16 protein-coding genes are annotated in these 16,404 nt (G+C 67.6%); 3 read left to right on the forward strand and 13 right to left on the reverse strand.

What is annotated here, in order from left to right; genetic code table 11:
• Positions 1-7: 7 nt before the first annotated feature.
• The 3 genes from AC4BCK_RS11555 to AC4BCK_RS11565 are packed head-to-tail and all read right to left on the reverse strand — an operon-like array spanning position 8 to position 3,518.
• Positions 8-1,393, reverse strand: a complete 1,386-nt coding sequence (locus AC4BCK_RS11555; protein WP_490565965.1) for a class I SAM-dependent methyltransferase — start codon at positions 1,391-1,393, stop codon at positions 8-10.
• Entirely contained in the window at positions 1,390-2,121 is a 732-nt protein-coding gene (locus AC4BCK_RS11560; RefSeq protein ID WP_310112560.1) for a DUF1365 domain-containing protein, read from the reverse strand. Before AC4BCK_RS11560 ends, AC4BCK_RS11555 begins: the two co-directional genes overlap by 4 nt.
• The gene (locus AC4BCK_RS11565; protein WP_490565966.1) at positions 2,118-3,518 is read right to left on the reverse strand and encodes an NAD(P)/FAD-dependent oxidoreductase; all 1,401 of its coding nucleotides are present in this window, start codon (positions 3,516-3,518) and stop codon (positions 2,118-2,120) included. The genes AC4BCK_RS11560 and AC4BCK_RS11565 overlap by 4 nt, the downstream gene beginning before the upstream one ends.
• A gap of 120 nt (positions 3,519-3,638) precedes the next feature.
• Between AC4BCK_RS11565 and AC4BCK_RS11570 the strand changes: the two genes are divergently transcribed.
• Positions 3,639-4,556 (forward strand): LysR family transcriptional regulator, encoded by a 918-nt coding sequence (locus tag AC4BCK_RS11570; RefSeq protein ID WP_400591395.1) that lies wholly within the window; start codon positions 3,639-3,641, stop codon positions 4,554-4,556.
• 45 nt (positions 4,557-4,601) lie between these two features.
• Positions 4,602-5,108, forward strand: coding sequence for a DUF2004 domain-containing protein (locus tag AC4BCK_RS11575; RefSeq protein WP_104186131.1), 507 nt, complete (start codon positions 4,602-4,604; stop codon positions 5,106-5,108).
• 123 nt (positions 5,109-5,231) lie between these two features.
• On the opposite strand, the gene metE is transcribed toward AC4BCK_RS11575, so the two are convergent.
• From metE to AC4BCK_RS11615, 8 genes are all read right to left on the reverse strand, one after another.
• Positions 5,232-7,574, reverse strand: a complete 2,343-nt coding sequence (gene metE / locus AC4BCK_RS11580; RefSeq protein WP_174180214.1) for a 5-methyltetrahydropteroyltriglutamate--homocysteine S-methyltransferase — start codon at positions 7,572-7,574, stop codon at positions 5,232-5,234.
• Between the two features lie 66 nt (positions 7,575-7,640).
• Positions 7,641-8,603, reverse strand: a complete 963-nt coding sequence (locus AC4BCK_RS11585; RefSeq protein ID WP_366278435.1) for a methylenetetrahydrofolate reductase — start codon at positions 8,601-8,603, stop codon at positions 7,641-7,643.
• A 322-nt stretch (positions 8,604-8,925) separates the two neighbouring features.
• Positions 8,926-9,687: a hypothetical protein gene (locus AC4BCK_RS11590; RefSeq protein ID WP_400512043.1), complete on the reverse strand. Its 762-nt coding sequence runs from the start codon at positions 9,685-9,687 to the stop codon at positions 8,926-8,928.
• Positions 9,684-10,832: a VWA domain-containing protein gene (locus AC4BCK_RS11595; protein WP_364273912.1), complete on the reverse strand. Its 1,149-nt coding sequence runs from the start codon at positions 10,830-10,832 to the stop codon at positions 9,684-9,686. Before AC4BCK_RS11595 ends, AC4BCK_RS11590 begins: the two co-directional genes overlap by 4 nt.
• A complete protein-coding gene (locus tag AC4BCK_RS11600) occupies positions 10,829-11,896 on the reverse strand; it encodes a vWA domain-containing protein (RefSeq protein WP_400512044.1) in 1,068 nt (355 codons plus the stop codon). Before AC4BCK_RS11600 ends, AC4BCK_RS11595 begins: the two co-directional genes overlap by 4 nt.
• Complete coding sequence (locus AC4BCK_RS11605) at positions 11,887-12,357, reverse strand: hypothetical protein (RefSeq protein ID WP_400512045.1); 471 nt, start codon at positions 12,355-12,357, stop codon at positions 11,887-11,889. Before AC4BCK_RS11605 ends, AC4BCK_RS11600 begins: the two co-directional genes overlap by 10 nt.
• A complete protein-coding gene (locus AC4BCK_RS11610; protein ID WP_400512046.1) occupies positions 12,347-13,246 on the reverse strand; it encodes a DUF58 domain-containing protein in 900 nt (299 codons plus the stop codon). The genes AC4BCK_RS11605 and AC4BCK_RS11610 overlap by 11 nt, the downstream gene beginning before the upstream one ends.
• A gap of 7 nt (positions 13,247-13,253) precedes the next feature.
• Entirely contained in the window at positions 13,254-14,261 is a 1,008-nt protein-coding gene (locus AC4BCK_RS11615; RefSeq protein WP_364273919.1) for an AAA family ATPase, read from the reverse strand.
• 140 nt (positions 14,262-14,401) lie between these two features.
• Here AC4BCK_RS11615 and AC4BCK_RS11620 point away from each other — a divergent pair, with 140 nt between their 5' ends.
• Positions 14,402-14,605, forward strand: coding sequence for a hypothetical protein (locus AC4BCK_RS11620; protein ID WP_174179838.1), 204 nt, complete (start codon positions 14,402-14,404; stop codon positions 14,603-14,605).
• Between the two features lie 42 nt (positions 14,606-14,647).
• On the opposite strand, the gene AC4BCK_RS11625 is transcribed toward AC4BCK_RS11620, so the two are convergent.
• Positions 14,648-15,523, reverse strand: a complete 876-nt coding sequence (locus AC4BCK_RS11625) for a carbohydrate ABC transporter permease (protein ID WP_174179840.1) — start codon at positions 15,521-15,523, stop codon at positions 14,648-14,650.
• Positions 15,520-16,401, reverse strand: a complete 882-nt coding sequence (locus tag AC4BCK_RS11630) for a carbohydrate ABC transporter permease (RefSeq protein WP_251424118.1) — start codon at positions 16,399-16,401, stop codon at positions 15,520-15,522. The genes AC4BCK_RS11625 and AC4BCK_RS11630 overlap by 4 nt, the downstream gene beginning before the upstream one ends.
• Positions 16,402-16,404 lie beyond the last annotated feature (3 nt).

Raw genomic sequence — 16,404 nt, forward strand, 5'->3', positions numbered from 1 at the left:
GCAGCGGCTAGAGCTGCGCCTCGCGGCGGTCCAGGACAACCTGCTGCACGTCCAGGTAGCCGGACTGGAAGCCTGCCCGCGAGTAGCACAGGTAGAACAGCCACATCCGCTGGAACACCGAATCGAAGCCCAGCTCCGCTACCTCCTGCGAGCGCGAAAGGAACCGTTCCTCCCACAGCCGCAGGGTGGCTGCGTAGTGGTCCCCCATGCCCATCCTCTCGCGCACCCGCAGGGTGGTGTGCTGCTGGGTGACGCCCTCGATGGCGCGGACAGAGGGAAGGAAGCCGCCGGGGAAAATGTACTTGTGGACCCAGGTGTAGGCGTTCCGGGTGGCGAGCATGCGGCCATGCGGCATGGTGATCGCCTGGATGGCCACCTTCCCGCCGGGTGCCAGCACCCGGTCGATGGTCTGGAAGTAGATGGGCCAGTACTCGTACCCCACGGCCTCGATCATCTCCACCGAGACGACGGCGTCGTATTCGCCCTCAACAGCCCGGTAGTCCTGCAGCGCCACGGTGACCTTGTCCGCGTAGCCGGCAGCCGCAATGCGTTCCTGCGCGAGGGCCTGCTGTTCACTGGACAGGGTGACGCTGTACACGGTGGCGCCGCGGGCCGCTGCCCGCAGTGCCAGCTCACCCCAGCCGGTGCCGATTTCCAGGAGCCTGGTGCCTGCCCCGACGCCGGCCTTGTCCAGCAGCCTGTCGATCTTCGCCTGCTGCGCTTCCGCCAGCGCCTCCCAGCCAACAGAAGCCAGGGGCCCCGACGTCAGCGGAAACAGGGCCGACGAATAGCTCATGGTGGAGTCGAGGAAGTTGGAGAACAGCTCGTTGGACAGGTCGTAGTGCCGCGAGATGTTGCTGCGCGTGTTCTGCTCGGCGTTCCGTTCCTGCCGGGGCGTGCGCGGCAGGTACAGCGCGCGCAGCTTCTGCAGCGGCGTGGGAATGAGCGTGTCCACCGACGCGGCAAAGACCTCCAGGACTCCTGCGAGGTCGCTGGCCTCCCAGTCCCCCGCCATGAAGGACTCGCCCAGCCCGATCAGTCCGTTGTCGCCGATCCGGGCGTCAAACGCCTCCGGCCGCACCATGGTCATCACCGGCGCGGCCGGGCCGCCCGTGCCCAGCACGGTGCCGTCGGGGTACTCCACGCGCAGCGGCAGCCGCTTGACCGCCCCCTTGAAGAGGAGGCCGGCGGCCTTGCCGGCCACCGCGGCTTTGGCGCCCGACGGCGGCTGCGCAACTTCCGGCCACAGGTCCGGATCGATGGTGGCAGGCGAGGCCGGCACCCCCGTTGCGGTCCAGGCCGCGGCGTAGGGCGTGGCAGCATCCTCGAGAGTCCTGCGCTGCGCCTTGCCTTCGGCGGATGCAGTTGCCTGGTTGTCGTCCGTCATTGTCATTGAACTGCCTCCTGTGAGGGGTGGTGTGGTCGGGCGACGACCGGCAGGCGTCTTGCCCAGAGTGTAATGCCCTGCACCCTGATGAGTGCGGAAACCAGCAGTGGCGCGGCGGGCACGGCAACGGCCGCCGCCAGGATGTTCCGGACCGTGGCGGGCCGGCGCGTGCCGTCCATCGAGGCCACGAAGGGCCGGTGGCCCTCGCGCTCCAGCACGATGGACACCCCCAGCTTCTCCCCCGGCGCGGGCAGCTTCATGCGGTACTGCCCGTCCACATCGTTGAACGGCGACACGTAGAACGCCTTCGGCACTGAAGCCCGCCCCGCTGGGTCTGTCCGCAACAGGTAGCAGTGGCGCTCCCCGTAGGTGTTGTGGACTTCTGCCACCACGCACTCAAGTTCTCCGCTGGTCCGGTAGCACCAGAACAGCGTCAGGGGGTTGAATACGTAACCGAAGACCCTGGCGCTGGTCAGCATGTGGATCGCCCCGCCGTCGGGCTCCAGGCCCTGGGTGCGCAGGAACCGCTCCACGTTGCTCCGGATGCTGGCCCCGGGGTCCCCCAAGTGGTCACCGGACCTGAAGACGGCGAGCGGCCGGAGCAGGAACGGGAGGCGGGGCAGATGATCCACGTCCACGAACCAGGAGTAGCTGCGGTACGTGAAGGCGTTCTTCAGTGGCGTGCGCCGCACATGCGAGATGGAGGTGCGGTAGATCGCTGCCGCCGTGGTCATGCCGGTTTCGCCGCGGAAAGCAGCTCCCGTTCCCCGCCGTCCCGGGAATCAACCCGGTCAGCGGCCTGGGCGGCTGGCCACGAGCGGCCCAGCGCCCCGGCCGCCCGCACCCCGGAGAGTGCGCCGTCCTCGTGGAATCCCCAGCCCAGGTAGGCGCCGGCGTACGCGATCCTGGTGTCGCTGAGCCCGGCGATCGCCTGCTGGGCCCGCAGCGATTCGGGCGTGTACTGCGGGTGCTCGTACACCATCCGCTCCAGGACCCGGTCATCCCCAATCAGCTCCGATTCCCCCAGGCTCACCAGGTAGGGTTTGCCGTCCGCCGGGCTGAGCCGCTGCAGCCGGGTGAGGTCGTAGCTGACAAGGACCTTGTCCGGCCGGGCCCCGCAGGAGGGCAGGCGGTAATTCCAGGACGCCCTGGCGTTCTCCGCGGAGGGCAGGACGGCGGGATCCTGGTGGAAGACGGTGTGGTTGACCGAGTAGGGCATGCCGCCCAGCGCTTCCTTCTCGGCCGGGGTGGCGTCGGCGAGGAACCCCAGCGCCTGGGCCGGGTGGGTGGCGATGACGACGGCGGCGAAGTCTTCCTGCCCGTGTGCAGTGGTGATCTGCACGCCGTCGGGAGTGCGCCGGATGGCGGTCACGGGGGTGTCGAGCCGGACGTCCGTCAGCGTGGCGGCCAGTTTTTCGACATACCTGGCGGAACCGCCGGTGACGGTACGCCATTGCGGGGAGCCCTTGACGCCCAGCAGGCCGTGATGGCCCAGGAAGGTGAAGAGGTACCGCGCCGGATAGGCCAGCGCGGTGGTGGGGTCGCAGGACCAGACGGCGCTGACCACCGGGGTCATGAAGTGCGAAACGAAGTAGGGGCTGAACTTTTCGCGCTCCAGGAACTCGCCGAGGGTGGGCTCGGGAACCTCGAGATCCGGGTTGACCGAGGAAACCGGAGCCGTCTCCAGCAGCGCCCGCGCCTTGCGGTAAAAACGGGTGACTTCCAGAAGCATCAGCAAGTAGCGGCCACGGAGCAGGCTGGAGGGCCGGGCAATGATTCCGCGTCCGCCCTCGCGGGCGCCTGCGTACTCCAGCCCGCAGCCGTCGCACCGGATGGACATGCTCATCTCGGAGTCCTGCGTCTCCACCCCGAGTTCCGCGAACAGCCTCAGCAGCGTGGGATAAGTCCGTGTGTTGTGGACGATGAAGCCGGTATCCACACCGATGGTGGAGCCGTCCGCCTGCGGCATGTCGTGCGTATGCGCGTGCCCTCCCAGCCGGGAATCCGCTTCGAACAGCGTGACGTCGTCCTGCCTGTTAAGGACGTAGGCTGCGGTCAGGCCGGCCACGCCGCTGCCAATGACGGCCACCCGCCGTGGCCCGCCTCCGGTTACTGCTGGGTCAGGTGACAATGCATGCTCCTCTGCTGGACATTTGCCAATGCTAGAGGGCAATTCGGCACCGTTGCGGCAACGGATGGGTGCCGCGCCCTGCAACTTCTTCGGGGCGGGCCGGCGGAGTACTGTGGGCAGGTGGTAAACCCGGTACACCTGAAGACCCTCCTGGAGGTCACCCGGCTCGGCTCGTTCGCGGCCGCGGCCGCCACGCTGGGCTACACTGCCTCAGCCGTCTCCCAGCAGATGACCGCCCTGGAACGCGACATCGGCGTCGTCCTTTTCCAGCGCTCGGCCCGCAGCGTGGTGCCCACGGAAGCCGCCGTCGTCATGACCCGGCACGCCGCCAAGGTGCTGACGGACATCGAGGCGCTGATGGCGGCCGCCTCCAAAACCCAGGACGCGGCCAACCAGGAACTGCGGCTGGGGATCTTTCCCAGCCTGGCCACCTACGTGCTGCCGCGCATCCTGAAGAACCCGGCGTGGAAGAACCTGGGAATCGACCTCAAAGTGTCCGTCGCCGAACCCGGGCAGACCATCCAGGGGCTGCGCACCGGCGGCGAACTGGACCTCGCCGTGGTTTTCCAGGTGGGGCAGACCGGTTTCGCATGGCCCAACACCATCAACCGGCAATGGATCGGCGACGACGACTTCCGGGTGGTGCTGCCCGCCGGCTGGGGCTTCCGCAGTGACGCGAAGGTCGCCGCCGACCACCTCTCCGAAATGCCCTGGATCATGCACCATCCGGGAACCAGCGACGCCATGGTGATTGAGCGGCTCTTCGCCGGCTGCAACCTGCACCCGCGCGTGGTGGCCCACAGCGACGATTTCCACGCCAGCCTGGAGATGGCAGCCGCAGGACTGGGGGCGGCCCTGGTTCCGGAACTCGCGCTGCGGAACAAGCCGGCCGGCGTTGTGGTGCTGGACGTTCCGGAGATCCGGCTGGCCAGGAACGTCTTTGCACTCATCATCAATGACAGGAAAACTGCGCGGGTCCAGCTCTTCGTGGACCTCCTGGCCGAGACGCTCGCCGGAATGCGGACGGCCGTGAATTAGGCCTGAATGCTGGAATGCGCCGCTGTTCAGGTCTATGTTGAAACTATGAGCAAGGTAGCGAGCCGGCACTTTGGAGAGATCGAACTCAACCACGGCAAGGATCACTTAGTGGCCGCGAAGCACGAGCTTCGCGGGCATCCGCTGGAACTCGACCTCAACATCACGGCGCACGACCACTTCGATGAAGCCGCGCTCCGGAAGGTGGACTACCGCCTGCGGTTCCTGCCCGAACTCGTGGACGAGGTCCGGGACATGATCGCCGAGGAGCTGGAGCAGGAAGGCACCAGCCCCCAGGAATACCTGCACTTCCACTGCAATGCCCTCAAAGACGAACACCTGCAAAAAGTCTTCGGCGTCACCGACCGCAGCCAGCTCACCAACGAAGTCTTCCTCAAAGCCCTGAAGCTGGGCCACGTGGGCATCTACCCTGGCCAGCCCGAGCGCTACTTCGTCCTGGACTTCACCCTGGGCGAGCACTTCACCGATGAGGTCCTGGTGGCATCAGCCGACGAGGACGGCGTGGTGGACGACGAGATCGTCTGGGAGTCCTGAATCGAGTGCTCCGTACCTGCCGTTTTGAACGTCGATAACGGCAAGTACGGAGCAATGGATGGTTAAATGCCGACGGCGGCCGGTCACGCGGGCTTCCCACGTGACCGGCCGCCGTCGTACTTATTACTTGGCCGCTTCCAGCAGGTTGGCGCGGACCGCCTGGGTTGCCTTGACCAGGTTCCGCAGCGAATCCTCGGTCTCGGCGTAGCCGCGGGTCTTCAGGCCGCAGTCCGGGTTCACCCACAGCTGGCGGGAGGGGACGTGCTTGACGGCGGTGGCCAGCAGTTCGGTCACCTCTGCCTCGCCCGGGACACGCGGCGAGTGGATGTCGTAGACGCCCGGGCCAACGCCGCGGCCGAAGCCGTGGGACTCGAGGTCGTGGACAACCTCCATGCGGGACCTGGCGGCCTCGATGGACGTGACGTCCGCATCCAGTCCGTCGATCGCGTCGATGATCACGCCGAACTCGGAGTAGCAGAGGTGGGTGTGGATCTGGGTGGCGTCGGCAGCACCGGCGGTGGCCAGGCGGAAGGAGTCCACGGACCACTTGAGGTAGTCGGCGTGGTCAGCCTTGCGCAGCGGAAGGAGTTCGCGCAGTGCAGGCTCGTCCACCTGGATGACCTTGATGCCGGCAGCTTCGAGGTCTGCGATTTCGTCACGCAGGGCCAGGCCCACCTGGTTGGCGGTCTCGCCCAAGGGCTGGTCGTCGCGGACGAAGGACCAGGCCAGGATGGTGACGGGACCCGTGAGCATGCCCTTCATCGGCTTGCTGGTCAGGGACTGCGCGTACTTGGCCCACTCAACCGTGATGGGCGCACTGCGGGTGACGTCGCCCCACAGGATGGACGGGCGGGTGCAGCGTGAGCCGTAGGACTGGACCCAACCGTGGACGGTGACGTCGAAGCCCTCCAGGTTCTCGGCGAAGTACTGGACCATGTCGTTGCGCTCGGGCTCGCCGTGCACCAGCACGTCGTAGCCAAGCTCTTCCTGCAGCTCAACAACGCGCCTGATCTCGTCCTTCATGAGCTTTTCGTACTGCCCGTCGGTGAGGTCGCCCTTGTTGTTGCGGGCGCGCGCCGACCTGATCTCGGAGGTCTGGGGGAAGGATCCGATGGTGGTAGTGGGCAGCGGCGGCAGGTGCAGCGCTTCTTCCTGGGCGGCTTCGCGGACTTCGTAGGCCGAGCGGGTGAAGTCGGCTGCGGTTAGCGCTTCGGTGCGTGCACGGACGTCGGAGCGGCGCACGCCTTCTGCGGTGGCACGGGAGGCGATGACGGCCGTTGCCTCGTCGATGGCCGCCCGGGCGGAGGCGGGATCGGCCAGGTAGGACGCGAGGGTCTTCACCTCGACGGCCTTTTGGTCCGAGAACGCCAGCCAGCTGCGGAGCTGCTCGGAGAGCTGGGTCTCCTCGGCAACATCGTGCGGGACGTGCTGGGTGGAGGTGGAGGTGGAGACGGCAACCTTGCCGGCTGCTGCCGTCAGTGCGTCCAGCTTGGCAGCCGATGCGGCGAGGTCGTTGCGCCAGATGTTGTGGCCGTCCACGACGCCGGCAACCAGGGTCTTGTTGCCCAGGCCGGCGAGTGCCGCGGCTGAGGGAACAGTGCCTTTGAAGACATCGATGTGGAGGGCGTCGATGTTGGTGGCGGCGAGGGTGCCGAGCTGGCCGTCCAGCGATCCGTACGGGGTTGAGACGAGGATCTGCGGGCGGTTGGCCGCCGAGGAGAGGACTTCGTAGGCGCGGGCCACGGCGGCCTCGACCTCGCCGGCCGGGGTGTCCTGGTCCACCACCAGGGCGGGCTCGTCGAGCTGGACCCAGCTGGCGCCTGCGGCGGAGAGCTTCTCCAGGAGCTGGACGTAGACGGGCAGGATGTCCTCGAGGCGGGACAGCGGCGCGAATCCGGCGGGGGCGCCGTCGGACGCCTTGGACAGGAGCAGGTAGGTGACCGGACCCACGATGTAGGGGCGGGTCTCGACGCCGTTGGCCAGTGCGAACGCGAACTCGTCAACCTTGGCGGTGGAGGCGAGGGTGAACTCGGTCTCAGGGCCGATCTCCGGGACCAGGTAGTGGTAATTGGTGTCGAACCACTTGGTCATTTCGAGCGGCTGCTGGTCCCTGGTGCCGCGGGCCAGGGTGAAGTAGCCGTCAATGTCCAGCTGGCCCTTGTCATTGAGGAGCTTGCCGAAACGGGCGGGGACAGCGCCGAGGTGGGCGGTGGTGTCCAGGACCTGGTCGTAGTAGGAGAAGGTGCCAGGCACTGCGGCCGGTTCGGTGAGGCCGAGTTCCTGCAGGCGCTTGGCGATGGCCAGCTGGATGTCCTTGGCGGCGGAGTCCAGAGCGGCGGCGTCGATCTTTCCTGCCCAGTAGGCTTCGACGGCCTTCTTGAGCTCGCGGCGGCGGCCGATACGCGGGTAGCCCAGGAGGGATGCAGCCGGGAACGGAGTGTGGTTGGGCGTGGTGTTTTGAGACATGGGAAATCCTAAGAGTTGGGTACAGGTCCGCCGTGGGCGGAAAGATTCAGTGCAGGAAGGGGTGCGTCAGCTGGCGAGCTGGCGGGCAGCTGCATCCGGGCGGATGCCGGAATGCGTACGCCGCGGAAGGGCCAGCTTTTCCAGCAGTTCCAGGGCACTCTGGTGCTCATTGAAGGTGTAGATGTGGATGCCGGGTGCGCCGGCCTGCAGGGCTGCGTTGGCAAGGTCCACTGTGGCATCGACACCAATGCGGAGCCGTTCCAGGTCGCTGTCCGCTGATGCCAGGCGTTCCAGCAGCTCGGGAGCGGGCTCCACGCCGGTCAGCTCGCCGAGGCGCCTGACGCGCCGGAGGCTGGTGAGGGGCATGACTCCCGGGATGATGGGGATGGTGACCCCTGCACGGCGTGCCCTGGTGAGGAGGTCCGCGTACTGGTCAGTGTGGAAGAAAACCTGCGTGATGGCGAAGTCCGCGCCGGAACGCTGCTTGGCAAGCAGCACCTCGACGTCGTGCGCCTCGCTGGGCGACTCCGGGTGGCGGGTGGGGTACGCCGCCACGCCTACCGCGATCTTTCCGGCGCAGAGCAGTGCCGAACGGCGCTGCTCGACGCGGCGGATCAGCTCGATCAGGTCCTGGGCGTACCGGAGCGAACCGGCAACCGGCGCCGCGCCGTCCTTGGGAAGGTCGCCGCGGAGCGCCAGGATCCCGCGCACCCCGGTGTCCAGCAGCTCACCGATGATTCCCGCCAGTTCCTGGGGCGTGTTGCCGACGCACGTCAGGTGCGCCAGCGGCCGGAGGGTTGTTTCCAGCAGGAGCCGGTTGATGAGTTCGACGGCGGTGTCCCGGTTTGAGCCGCTCGCACCATAAGTGACGGACACATAGTCCGGTGCGGTGGTTTCGAGTTCCCTGATGGTGGTCCAGAGGGTTTCCGCGGCTGCCGGCGACCGGGGCGGGAACAGCTCGTAGGAGAGCGCCACCGGAGCGGTGTCGGAGAGATTCGGGTGTGTGTCAATAAGGCTTGGTGGAGACATTTGCATCCTTGGCTTTGGGCCATTGGGGGCTGCCGTCGAATGCGACGGCTGACCGGCAATGAATTTGAGTTTGGGGAACACGGAAGAACTCCACAGGACGCAGCCGCGACTGTTACGCCTGGATTGAAGTTCGCCGTGAGCAAATGTCAGGCCCACATGGGGGCACCCACACCCTCCAGAAGGAGGATCGCTGACACGTTACCTCGGTAACTTGTATAAGACTCTATGAGGGGCAGGTACCGCTTTCAAGTTGGCTCCCGAATTAAGACGCAGTTTTACGGCCCGCGTCGCGTCCTCACGGAATAATGTTCGCGCCGCTGCCCTACCACGGCCGGTCGGGGCCGCCGGAGTCCGAGGAGCCGTCCAGGTAGTCCTCCCGTTCACGGCCGCTGTTGCGTTCACGTTGGGCCTGCCGGGCACTGTCCTCCAGTTGCTCCAGCTTGCGTTGCTGCGCGGAATCCTGGCTGTCCGCCCCGGGGCTTTCCTCCGGACCGGTTTCCTGGGCCGGCTCCTGGTCCTGCACCTGGCGGGCGTCGGAGAGCTTTTCCTGCAGCCGTGCTTCCGCTCCGGCCAGCCTGTCCCCCGTCCCGGCCGGGTGCCGGTCGGATAAACAGCCGTCCGGCGCCGCGGCGACGGCCGCGAGCGCTTCCTCGAAGAGGCCGGCGGCCGCGGCCGGGTCCTCCGCAGCGAGCTTATCGTCGCCGAGCCGCTCAATGGCCAGGACCAGGTTCACCGTAATGATGCAGGCCCCGGCCGACCCGGATTGGCGTGGCGGGACGAGTGCCAGCGCTTCCTCGAACCGGAGCCTGGCGGCTGCGAAGTCCCCGGCAAGGACGTCGGCGTCCCCGGCCGCGAAGGGCGCCTTGTGCGGCTCGATGAGGTTCACGACGTGAAGTGCTTCCGCGGCGGACCGGACCGCTGCGGCGTCGTTCGCTTCATAGGCGCTGGCCGCACGTGCTCCCAGCAGGCCAAGGCTCAGGAGTTTGGCCGCCACACACAGCATGAGGATCACGGGTACGGCTGACCACGCCAGGAGGCGCCGCCGTGCCGTCCGGCGGTCCACGCCATGACTGGCGGGCGTCATCGGAGAACTGCCTTGTTGCCGCTGGATTCTTGGACGCCGGAGTTTCCGGTTGTCGCAGGAGCGGCGCCTAAAGCAGCTGAGCGTGAAGAAGGGGCCAACGGTATCCTGCGGAGTTCGCGGAACTGGCGAAGGAGCAGGACAAGCTCCCAAAGGCCCAGGACAAAGGCGCCTGCTGCTGGGATCCAGTAAAGCTCGGTCCGTGCGGCCAGGGAGCCGTCCTGGCCGGCGTTCGTGAGGGCGCCGGTGTCCGGGGCGTCGGGGTGGGCGTCCTGCAGCATCGGGGCGGCGGGGTTCCCGGCTGACCGGTGCACGTAGGGGACGCCCAGTTGCCCCGCGATCTGCTGGAGCCGGCTTTCATCAATCCTGGAAAGTGCATATCCGGCGCCGTCACCGTTGCTGTCCCGGAGATAGGAGGCGTCCCCGGCTTCTGTGGAACCGTCGTCGTACTCCTCCCCGGTGTTTTCCCGCATCCTGCCACCGCCGGCCGTGCCGTAACCCAGGACCGCTCCCCCGGCCACCAGGCCGTCCTCAAGGTCCATCGGCGCCGGCGCCTCTGCGCTGGTCTGTTCGCCGTCGCCAAGGTAGAACACAAGCCGGGGCCGCCCGGGGTGGCTCTGCCGGGCAAGGGTAAGGCGTTTGGAGAGCACCTCGCGGGCCGCCGTGATGCTGCTTCCCTTGGCATAGGCGGTCACCTGCGGCTCAAGGACGGACGTGATGGTGTCCAGCGCCAGCGTGTCGGTGGTCAGGGGCATCCGGACGTGGGCCGCGGTGTCGAAGGTGATGACGGAGAACCGGGCACCGGGCAGTCCTTCGGCGATGGCCGCGATGTCCTGCCGTACCCCCGCCATCCGTGGTTCCGCGTTGCCGTAGTCCTCCGCCACCATGCTGGTGGTGGTGTCCACCACGAAGAACACGTTCAGGTCGGCCGTTGCCACCTGGGCCGTTCCTCCCGGCAGGCCGGGGCGCAGCACAGCCCCCACCAGCAGCAGGACCAGCAGGGCGTGCCGGACCCCGGCGCGGCGGCCCGCTCCCCCGCTCTGATGCCGGCTGTTCCCAGGGCTGCGGAGCTGCCAGCCCAGGACGGCCCCGGCGGCAGCGATGAGGGGAAGAAGCAGCCACCAGGGCAGCACCGGCTGGAGGGTCATGGCCGCAACCGCCAGCCGGCAACCGCGAGGACCAGTCCGGACAGGAGGGCAGCGGCCAACGGAAGGCCGGGCTCATCGGAGACAACCGCCCGCGGAGTGCCGCGGAGCGCTGTTTTCTCCGTTTCCTCGACGCCCCGCACCATGCCCGGCACGGCCTCGGGGTTGTCCAACGCATAGTAGGCCCCGCCGGTGGACTCTGCCGCGGCCCTCAGCTGCGCTCCGGGCTGGTCCGGGCCTGAACCGTAGTCGAGGTCCCCCGGGTTGAGCGCGTAGACGTGCACCGCCCTTTCCCGCGCGAGGGCTGCGGCTTCGCCAAGGGTCATGATGGGCTCGCCGGAAAGGAAGTTGTCCGTCGCCAGGACCACGGACCGTGAGCGCTGCGGCTGCCCGGGGTGCTGAGTGGCGGCAGGGTCCTGGGTGGCGCCAGAATCCTGGGTACCGCCGGGATTCCGGTTCCCAGCCTGGCCGGCGGTAGGCGGGAAGCTGTTGAGGCAGGACGCCAGGCCGTCCCCGATCAGGGAGGAACCCCGGCCGCTCCACGTTCCGTCCAGGAATCCCGAACTGCCGGGCTTCCCGTCGAACGCGTCCCGCGCCAGCTCCAACTGCTCCCGGGCGTAGTGGTAGTCGTCGGTCAGCGGAAATACCTGGACGGCCGTGCTGTCAAAGATGGTGAGTCCGATCCGTTCTCCATCGAACTCCGCCGCGAGTTCGGCGAAGACGTCTACCACCGCGGCGTCGGCACTGCTCATGGAACCCGAGGTGTCCAGGCACAGCATGATGTCCCGGTTGTTCTGTTCGGGCCGCGTGGTCGTCACCCCGACGGGCCGGGCTGCTGCCACCGCCGTGGAGGCGAGCAGCGCGGCGCAGGCCAGCAGGGCGACCGCAAGCCAGCGGCGGTGGTGCCGCAGCGCCGCCTGGTATTCCGGCAGGAGGATGAGCCGGTCCGCATGCGCCACCGGCCGCCGTCGTGCGTTGGCTGTGTTGTCCGTCCGCCTGGCGGCCCACCAGGCTGCGCCCGCCGCCACCGCGGCCGGGGGAAGCAGCCACCACCACATCAGTTCCATGCCTGCACCGCCCTTCGGGCTGCGGCAGCGGACGAGGCTACGGGAGGAACGGGGTCGGGGCCGAACGCGGCCGGGTACAGCGCTCCGACGGCGGCCGCGGCCGATGGAAGGGGATGCCCGGCCAGGTCCGCCTGCGTCATGCGGGGTGCGTCCACTCCGGTGGCGTCGCGGACGAATTTCCTCAGCAGGAGGCTGATTTCCTGGTGCGAGCCGCGGGCGCTCCGCGTTCCGGCGGCGGCGTCCCGTTCCACATCATCGATCCGCTGAAGGTATGCGGCCTTGAGCACTGCCAGGTCCGTCAGCCGGGCAGGACGCTGGACGGCGTCCGCTTCCCGCGGCCTCCGCGTGGCTGCCAGCACGACGCCGTACCAGGCAGCCACCAGGGCCAGCAGCGCCACGCCGGCCCACATCCATGCCGGGCCGTACTGCAGGGGGCCGTAGAACCCGGGGTCAGCCTGCACGGCGGTGCCTTTCCAGGAGAGCGAACAGCGCGCTCACCACGTCCCGGCTGCCCGCCACCTCGCCCTCCGTGATCCCGGCCTGGCGCAGCATGGCTTTCCGGCCGGTGTCGCGTTCGGCGACGGCGGTGGCATAGGCAGAAACGACCGCCGGGTCCCGGACGAGGTGTGCAGGAAGGGGGTAGGAGCCGGAGACGCTGTAGGAGTCCGGAACCTCGTCCGGCGGCAGCAGGGGTTCATCCGGGACAAGCCTGGCGTCCCTCACCGTGAGCCAAAGGATCTCGTGCTGGGCCTGGAGGCGGCGGAGCAGCCGGCTGGTGGCGGGGCTTGCCGCCACCTCATCGGCGACGACGAACAGCAGGTTGCGGCCTTTGATGGTCCGCGCAACATGGTCCAGCTGGTCCTCGAGCCTGCTGGGCGCGGCGTCCAGTGTTGCCGCTGAATCCACGCGCCGGAGGAGGCGTTCAAGGTGGGCCTCGCCGCCCTTGGCGGGCAACGCCGTCGTGCCCGCGGAATCGCCGGACACCAGCCCCACCACGTCGCCGTGCCGGTGGGCGAGGTACCCCATGACGCCCAGGGCCATCACTGCAATGTCCTTTTTCGTTTCCCCGCTGCGGGCCGCCGCGGCCATGTTGCGGCCGGTGTCGGTGACCAGCAGCACTGTCTGCCGGCGGACCGCCACGTAGCGCCTGATCAGCGGCGAACCGTGCCGTGCAGTTGCCTTCCAGTCAATGTCGCGGACCTCGTCCCCCGCGATATAGGCGCGGAGGTCATCGAAGTCCAGGCTGCGGCCCCGGAACACCGAGCCGTACTCGCCGTCAAGCATGCCGCGGGCTTTGCGGTGGGCGAAGATGGCCATGTCCGACTTCACCCGCTGGAGGAGGCTTGTCACGCAGGCCTCAGGGCGTCTGGACGGCAGCGACGACGGCGTCAATCACCGTTTCCACCCGCACTTGTTCCGCCACTGCGTCGAAGTTCAGGATCAGCCGGTGCCGCAGTACCCGGTGGGCCAGCGTTTTGACGTCCTCGGGAATGACGTGGTCCCTGCCGTTCAGCAGTGCCACCGCACGGGCGGCCTGGCTGAAGGCGATGCTGGCCCGTGGGCTGGCGCCGAACTCGATGAAGCCGGCCAGCCGTGAATCGATGTACTGGTGGGCATTCCTGGTGACGAAAACCAGGCCCACGATGTAGTTGATGACGGCGGGATCGATGTAGACACGCCGGACCAGTTCCTGGGCGGCGGTGACGGCCTCCAGCGAGGCGGCCGCGGCCGGCGCCTGCTCCGGCGTGTACACCCCGGCATCGATGCGCCGGATGATCTCGGCTTCCTCCGCGGGTGACGGATAGTCCAGCACGTCCTTGAGCATGAAGCGGTCCATCTGGGCTTCGGGCAGCTGGTAGGTGCCCTCCTGCTCGATGGGGTTCTGGGTGGCCAGGACCAGGAAGGGCGAGGGCAGCGGGTACTCCCGGCCGCCGATGGAAGTCTGGCGTTCCTGCATTGCCTCAAGCATGGCGCTCTGCGTTTTGGCGCTGGAACGGTTGATCTCGTCCAGGAGCACAATGTTGGCGTGGACCGGTCCCAGCTGCGTGACGAACGTGCCGTTGGCGGCATCGTAGATCTGGGTTCCCACAATGTCGCTGGGCAGCAGGTCCGGAGTGCACTGGATCCGCCGGAAGTCGGCGCTCACTGCCTCTGCAACGGCCTGCGCAGCCGTGGTCTTGGCAAGGCCCGGGACGCTTTCCAGGAGGATATGCCCGCCGGTCAGCAGCCCCACCAGCAGCGATTCACGCAGCCGGGCCTGCCCCACAACCTTCGCGTCAAAGCTGCGGGCAATATTCGCCGCCACCTGCTGTGCCCGGGCCAGTTCCGAAGGTTCGATTCTCGCGGACGCACTGGTCGAAAGCACTGGATTTTCCCCCTGGTGGCTGAACTGGGCGTGGCTGCCGGCCGGCTGCACTCCGCCCGCCATCCTATCCAAGACCGCTCCGGCATTTTGGACAATGGGGACCCCTCCCCATCGGCCGTTGCCAGGTCTATCCTTTTGGCATGAGCGAGCTTCCAGCCAGTTACAAGGAGTTTCTCGCCGACAAAAGCGAGATGTTCATCAGCACCGTCAAGCCCGTCCTGCAGCAGTCCGCTGCGGACAAGCTTCATGGAGTACGGGTCACGTACAACCCGGGTGCCACCGGCCACCAGGCCCACCTCGACGAGGCCCTTCCATTCGGTGTGGTCCTCGAGGATATCGACTGAAACCGTCCCTCCTGCCCGTCCGCTTGCGGCCGCGGGGCCTGTTCAGCCCCGGACCGCTCCGGACAGGGCAAAGGAACCGCTGCCGCCCCTCGCCACGATGACGTAGAGGACCAGCACCGGCAGCGAATACAGGATGGAGAACGCGGCCAGCTGGCCGTAGGCCACTGCACCGTGCTGTCCGAAGAAGCTGAAGATGGACACCGCCGCGGGCTGCCGTGCCTCCGAGAGGAGCAGGACGAACGGGACGAAGAAGTTTCCCCAGGCCTGGATGAACACGAAAATGAACACCACTCCCAGCCCCTGCTTCATCAGCGGCAGGACAATGGTCCGCAGGGCGGTCATCCGCGATGCGCCATCCACCCAGGCTGCTTCTTCAAGCGACACCGGCACGCCCTCCATGAAGTTCCGGGTCATCCAGATGGCCATGGGCAGGGTGGTGGTGGCCATAAAGAAGATGGTGGCAGTCATCGAATCGAGCAGCTCAAGCTGGACGAAGAGCCCATACACGGGGACCATGATCGCCGTGATGGGCAGGCAGGTCCCAAAAAGGACGGTGTACATGAAGGGCCGGTTGAACCTGGACCGGTAGCGGGACAGCGGGTAGGCCGCCAGTACAGCCGCCACAACCGTGACCGTGGCCGTCCCCCCGGAGAGCAGCACACTGTTCCACAGCGGCCGGAGCAGCAACTCCGGCGTCAGCACTGCGGCGAAGTTGTCCAGGCCGGCCCGGTCCGGAAGCCTCAGCTCATGCCCGGCTTCGGCGTCCAGCGAAGCCAGGATGAGCCAGAGCAGGGGCAGCAGGAAGCAGGCGCCGATCAGCAGCAGCACCAGGTCAGCCGGAGCGCTGCCGGCCCGGCGCCGTCTGGGTGCGGCCGGCCGGAGCGGAAGGCTGCCCGGCGTCCTGGCGGGGGCCGTCATGGCCGGGGCTCCCGGAGCAGCCGCACGTACGCCAGTCCAAAGGCGGCGCCGATCAGGATGAGCACCGAAGCCACGGCTGTCCCGTAGCCGATATCACCGAACTTGAAGGCCTCCTGGTATGCGAGGACCGGCAGTGTGGTGCTGGCGTTGGCCGGCCCGCCCGCTGTCATCACCCAGACGAGCGTGAAGACGGCGAGGGTCTGCAGCGTGATCAGCATCAGGTTGGTGGTGATGCTCCCCCTGATCATCGGCAGCGTAATGAACGCGAACCGCTGCCAGCCGTGGGCGCCATCCATCTGGGCCGCCTCGGTCACCTCGGCCGGAACCTCATTCAATGCGGCCCGGTACACCAGCATGGAAAAGGCTGTCCCCCGCCACACGTTGGCGAGCATCACGGCCACCATGGGAAAGGCGTACAGCCAGTCCTGCCGGACAAATCCCAGGCCGCCCAGCAGCTGGTTCAGGGTCCCGTCTCCGCTGAAGTAGGCATAGGCGGCGAAGGCGGCCACGATTTCCGGCAGCACCCAGGCGGCCACCACGGTGGTGCCGACGACGGCGGACACCAGCGGCCGTGCCCGCCGCATCAGCACGGCCAGCGCGAGGCCCAGCAGGTTCTGTCCCAGTACCGCCGACCCCGCCACGAACACCACCGTGAGGAGGACGGAGAGCGGAAACACGGGATCCGTAAGCAACCTCTGGTAGTTCTCCAGCCCCACCCATGAGGGATTGCGGGCACTGCGCCCGGTGAGGCCGGCGTCAGTGAGGGATGCGTGGAATGCCCAGAGCACGGGGCCCGCCAGGAAGACAAGGAGGAGCAGGACAGCAGGAAGGACCGGAAGGTAACGGAGCAGTTGCCGTGCCGTGGCTGGAGACCGCACCCG

The sequence above is a fragment of the Pseudarthrobacter sp. As-47 genome, from assembly GCF_058215595.1.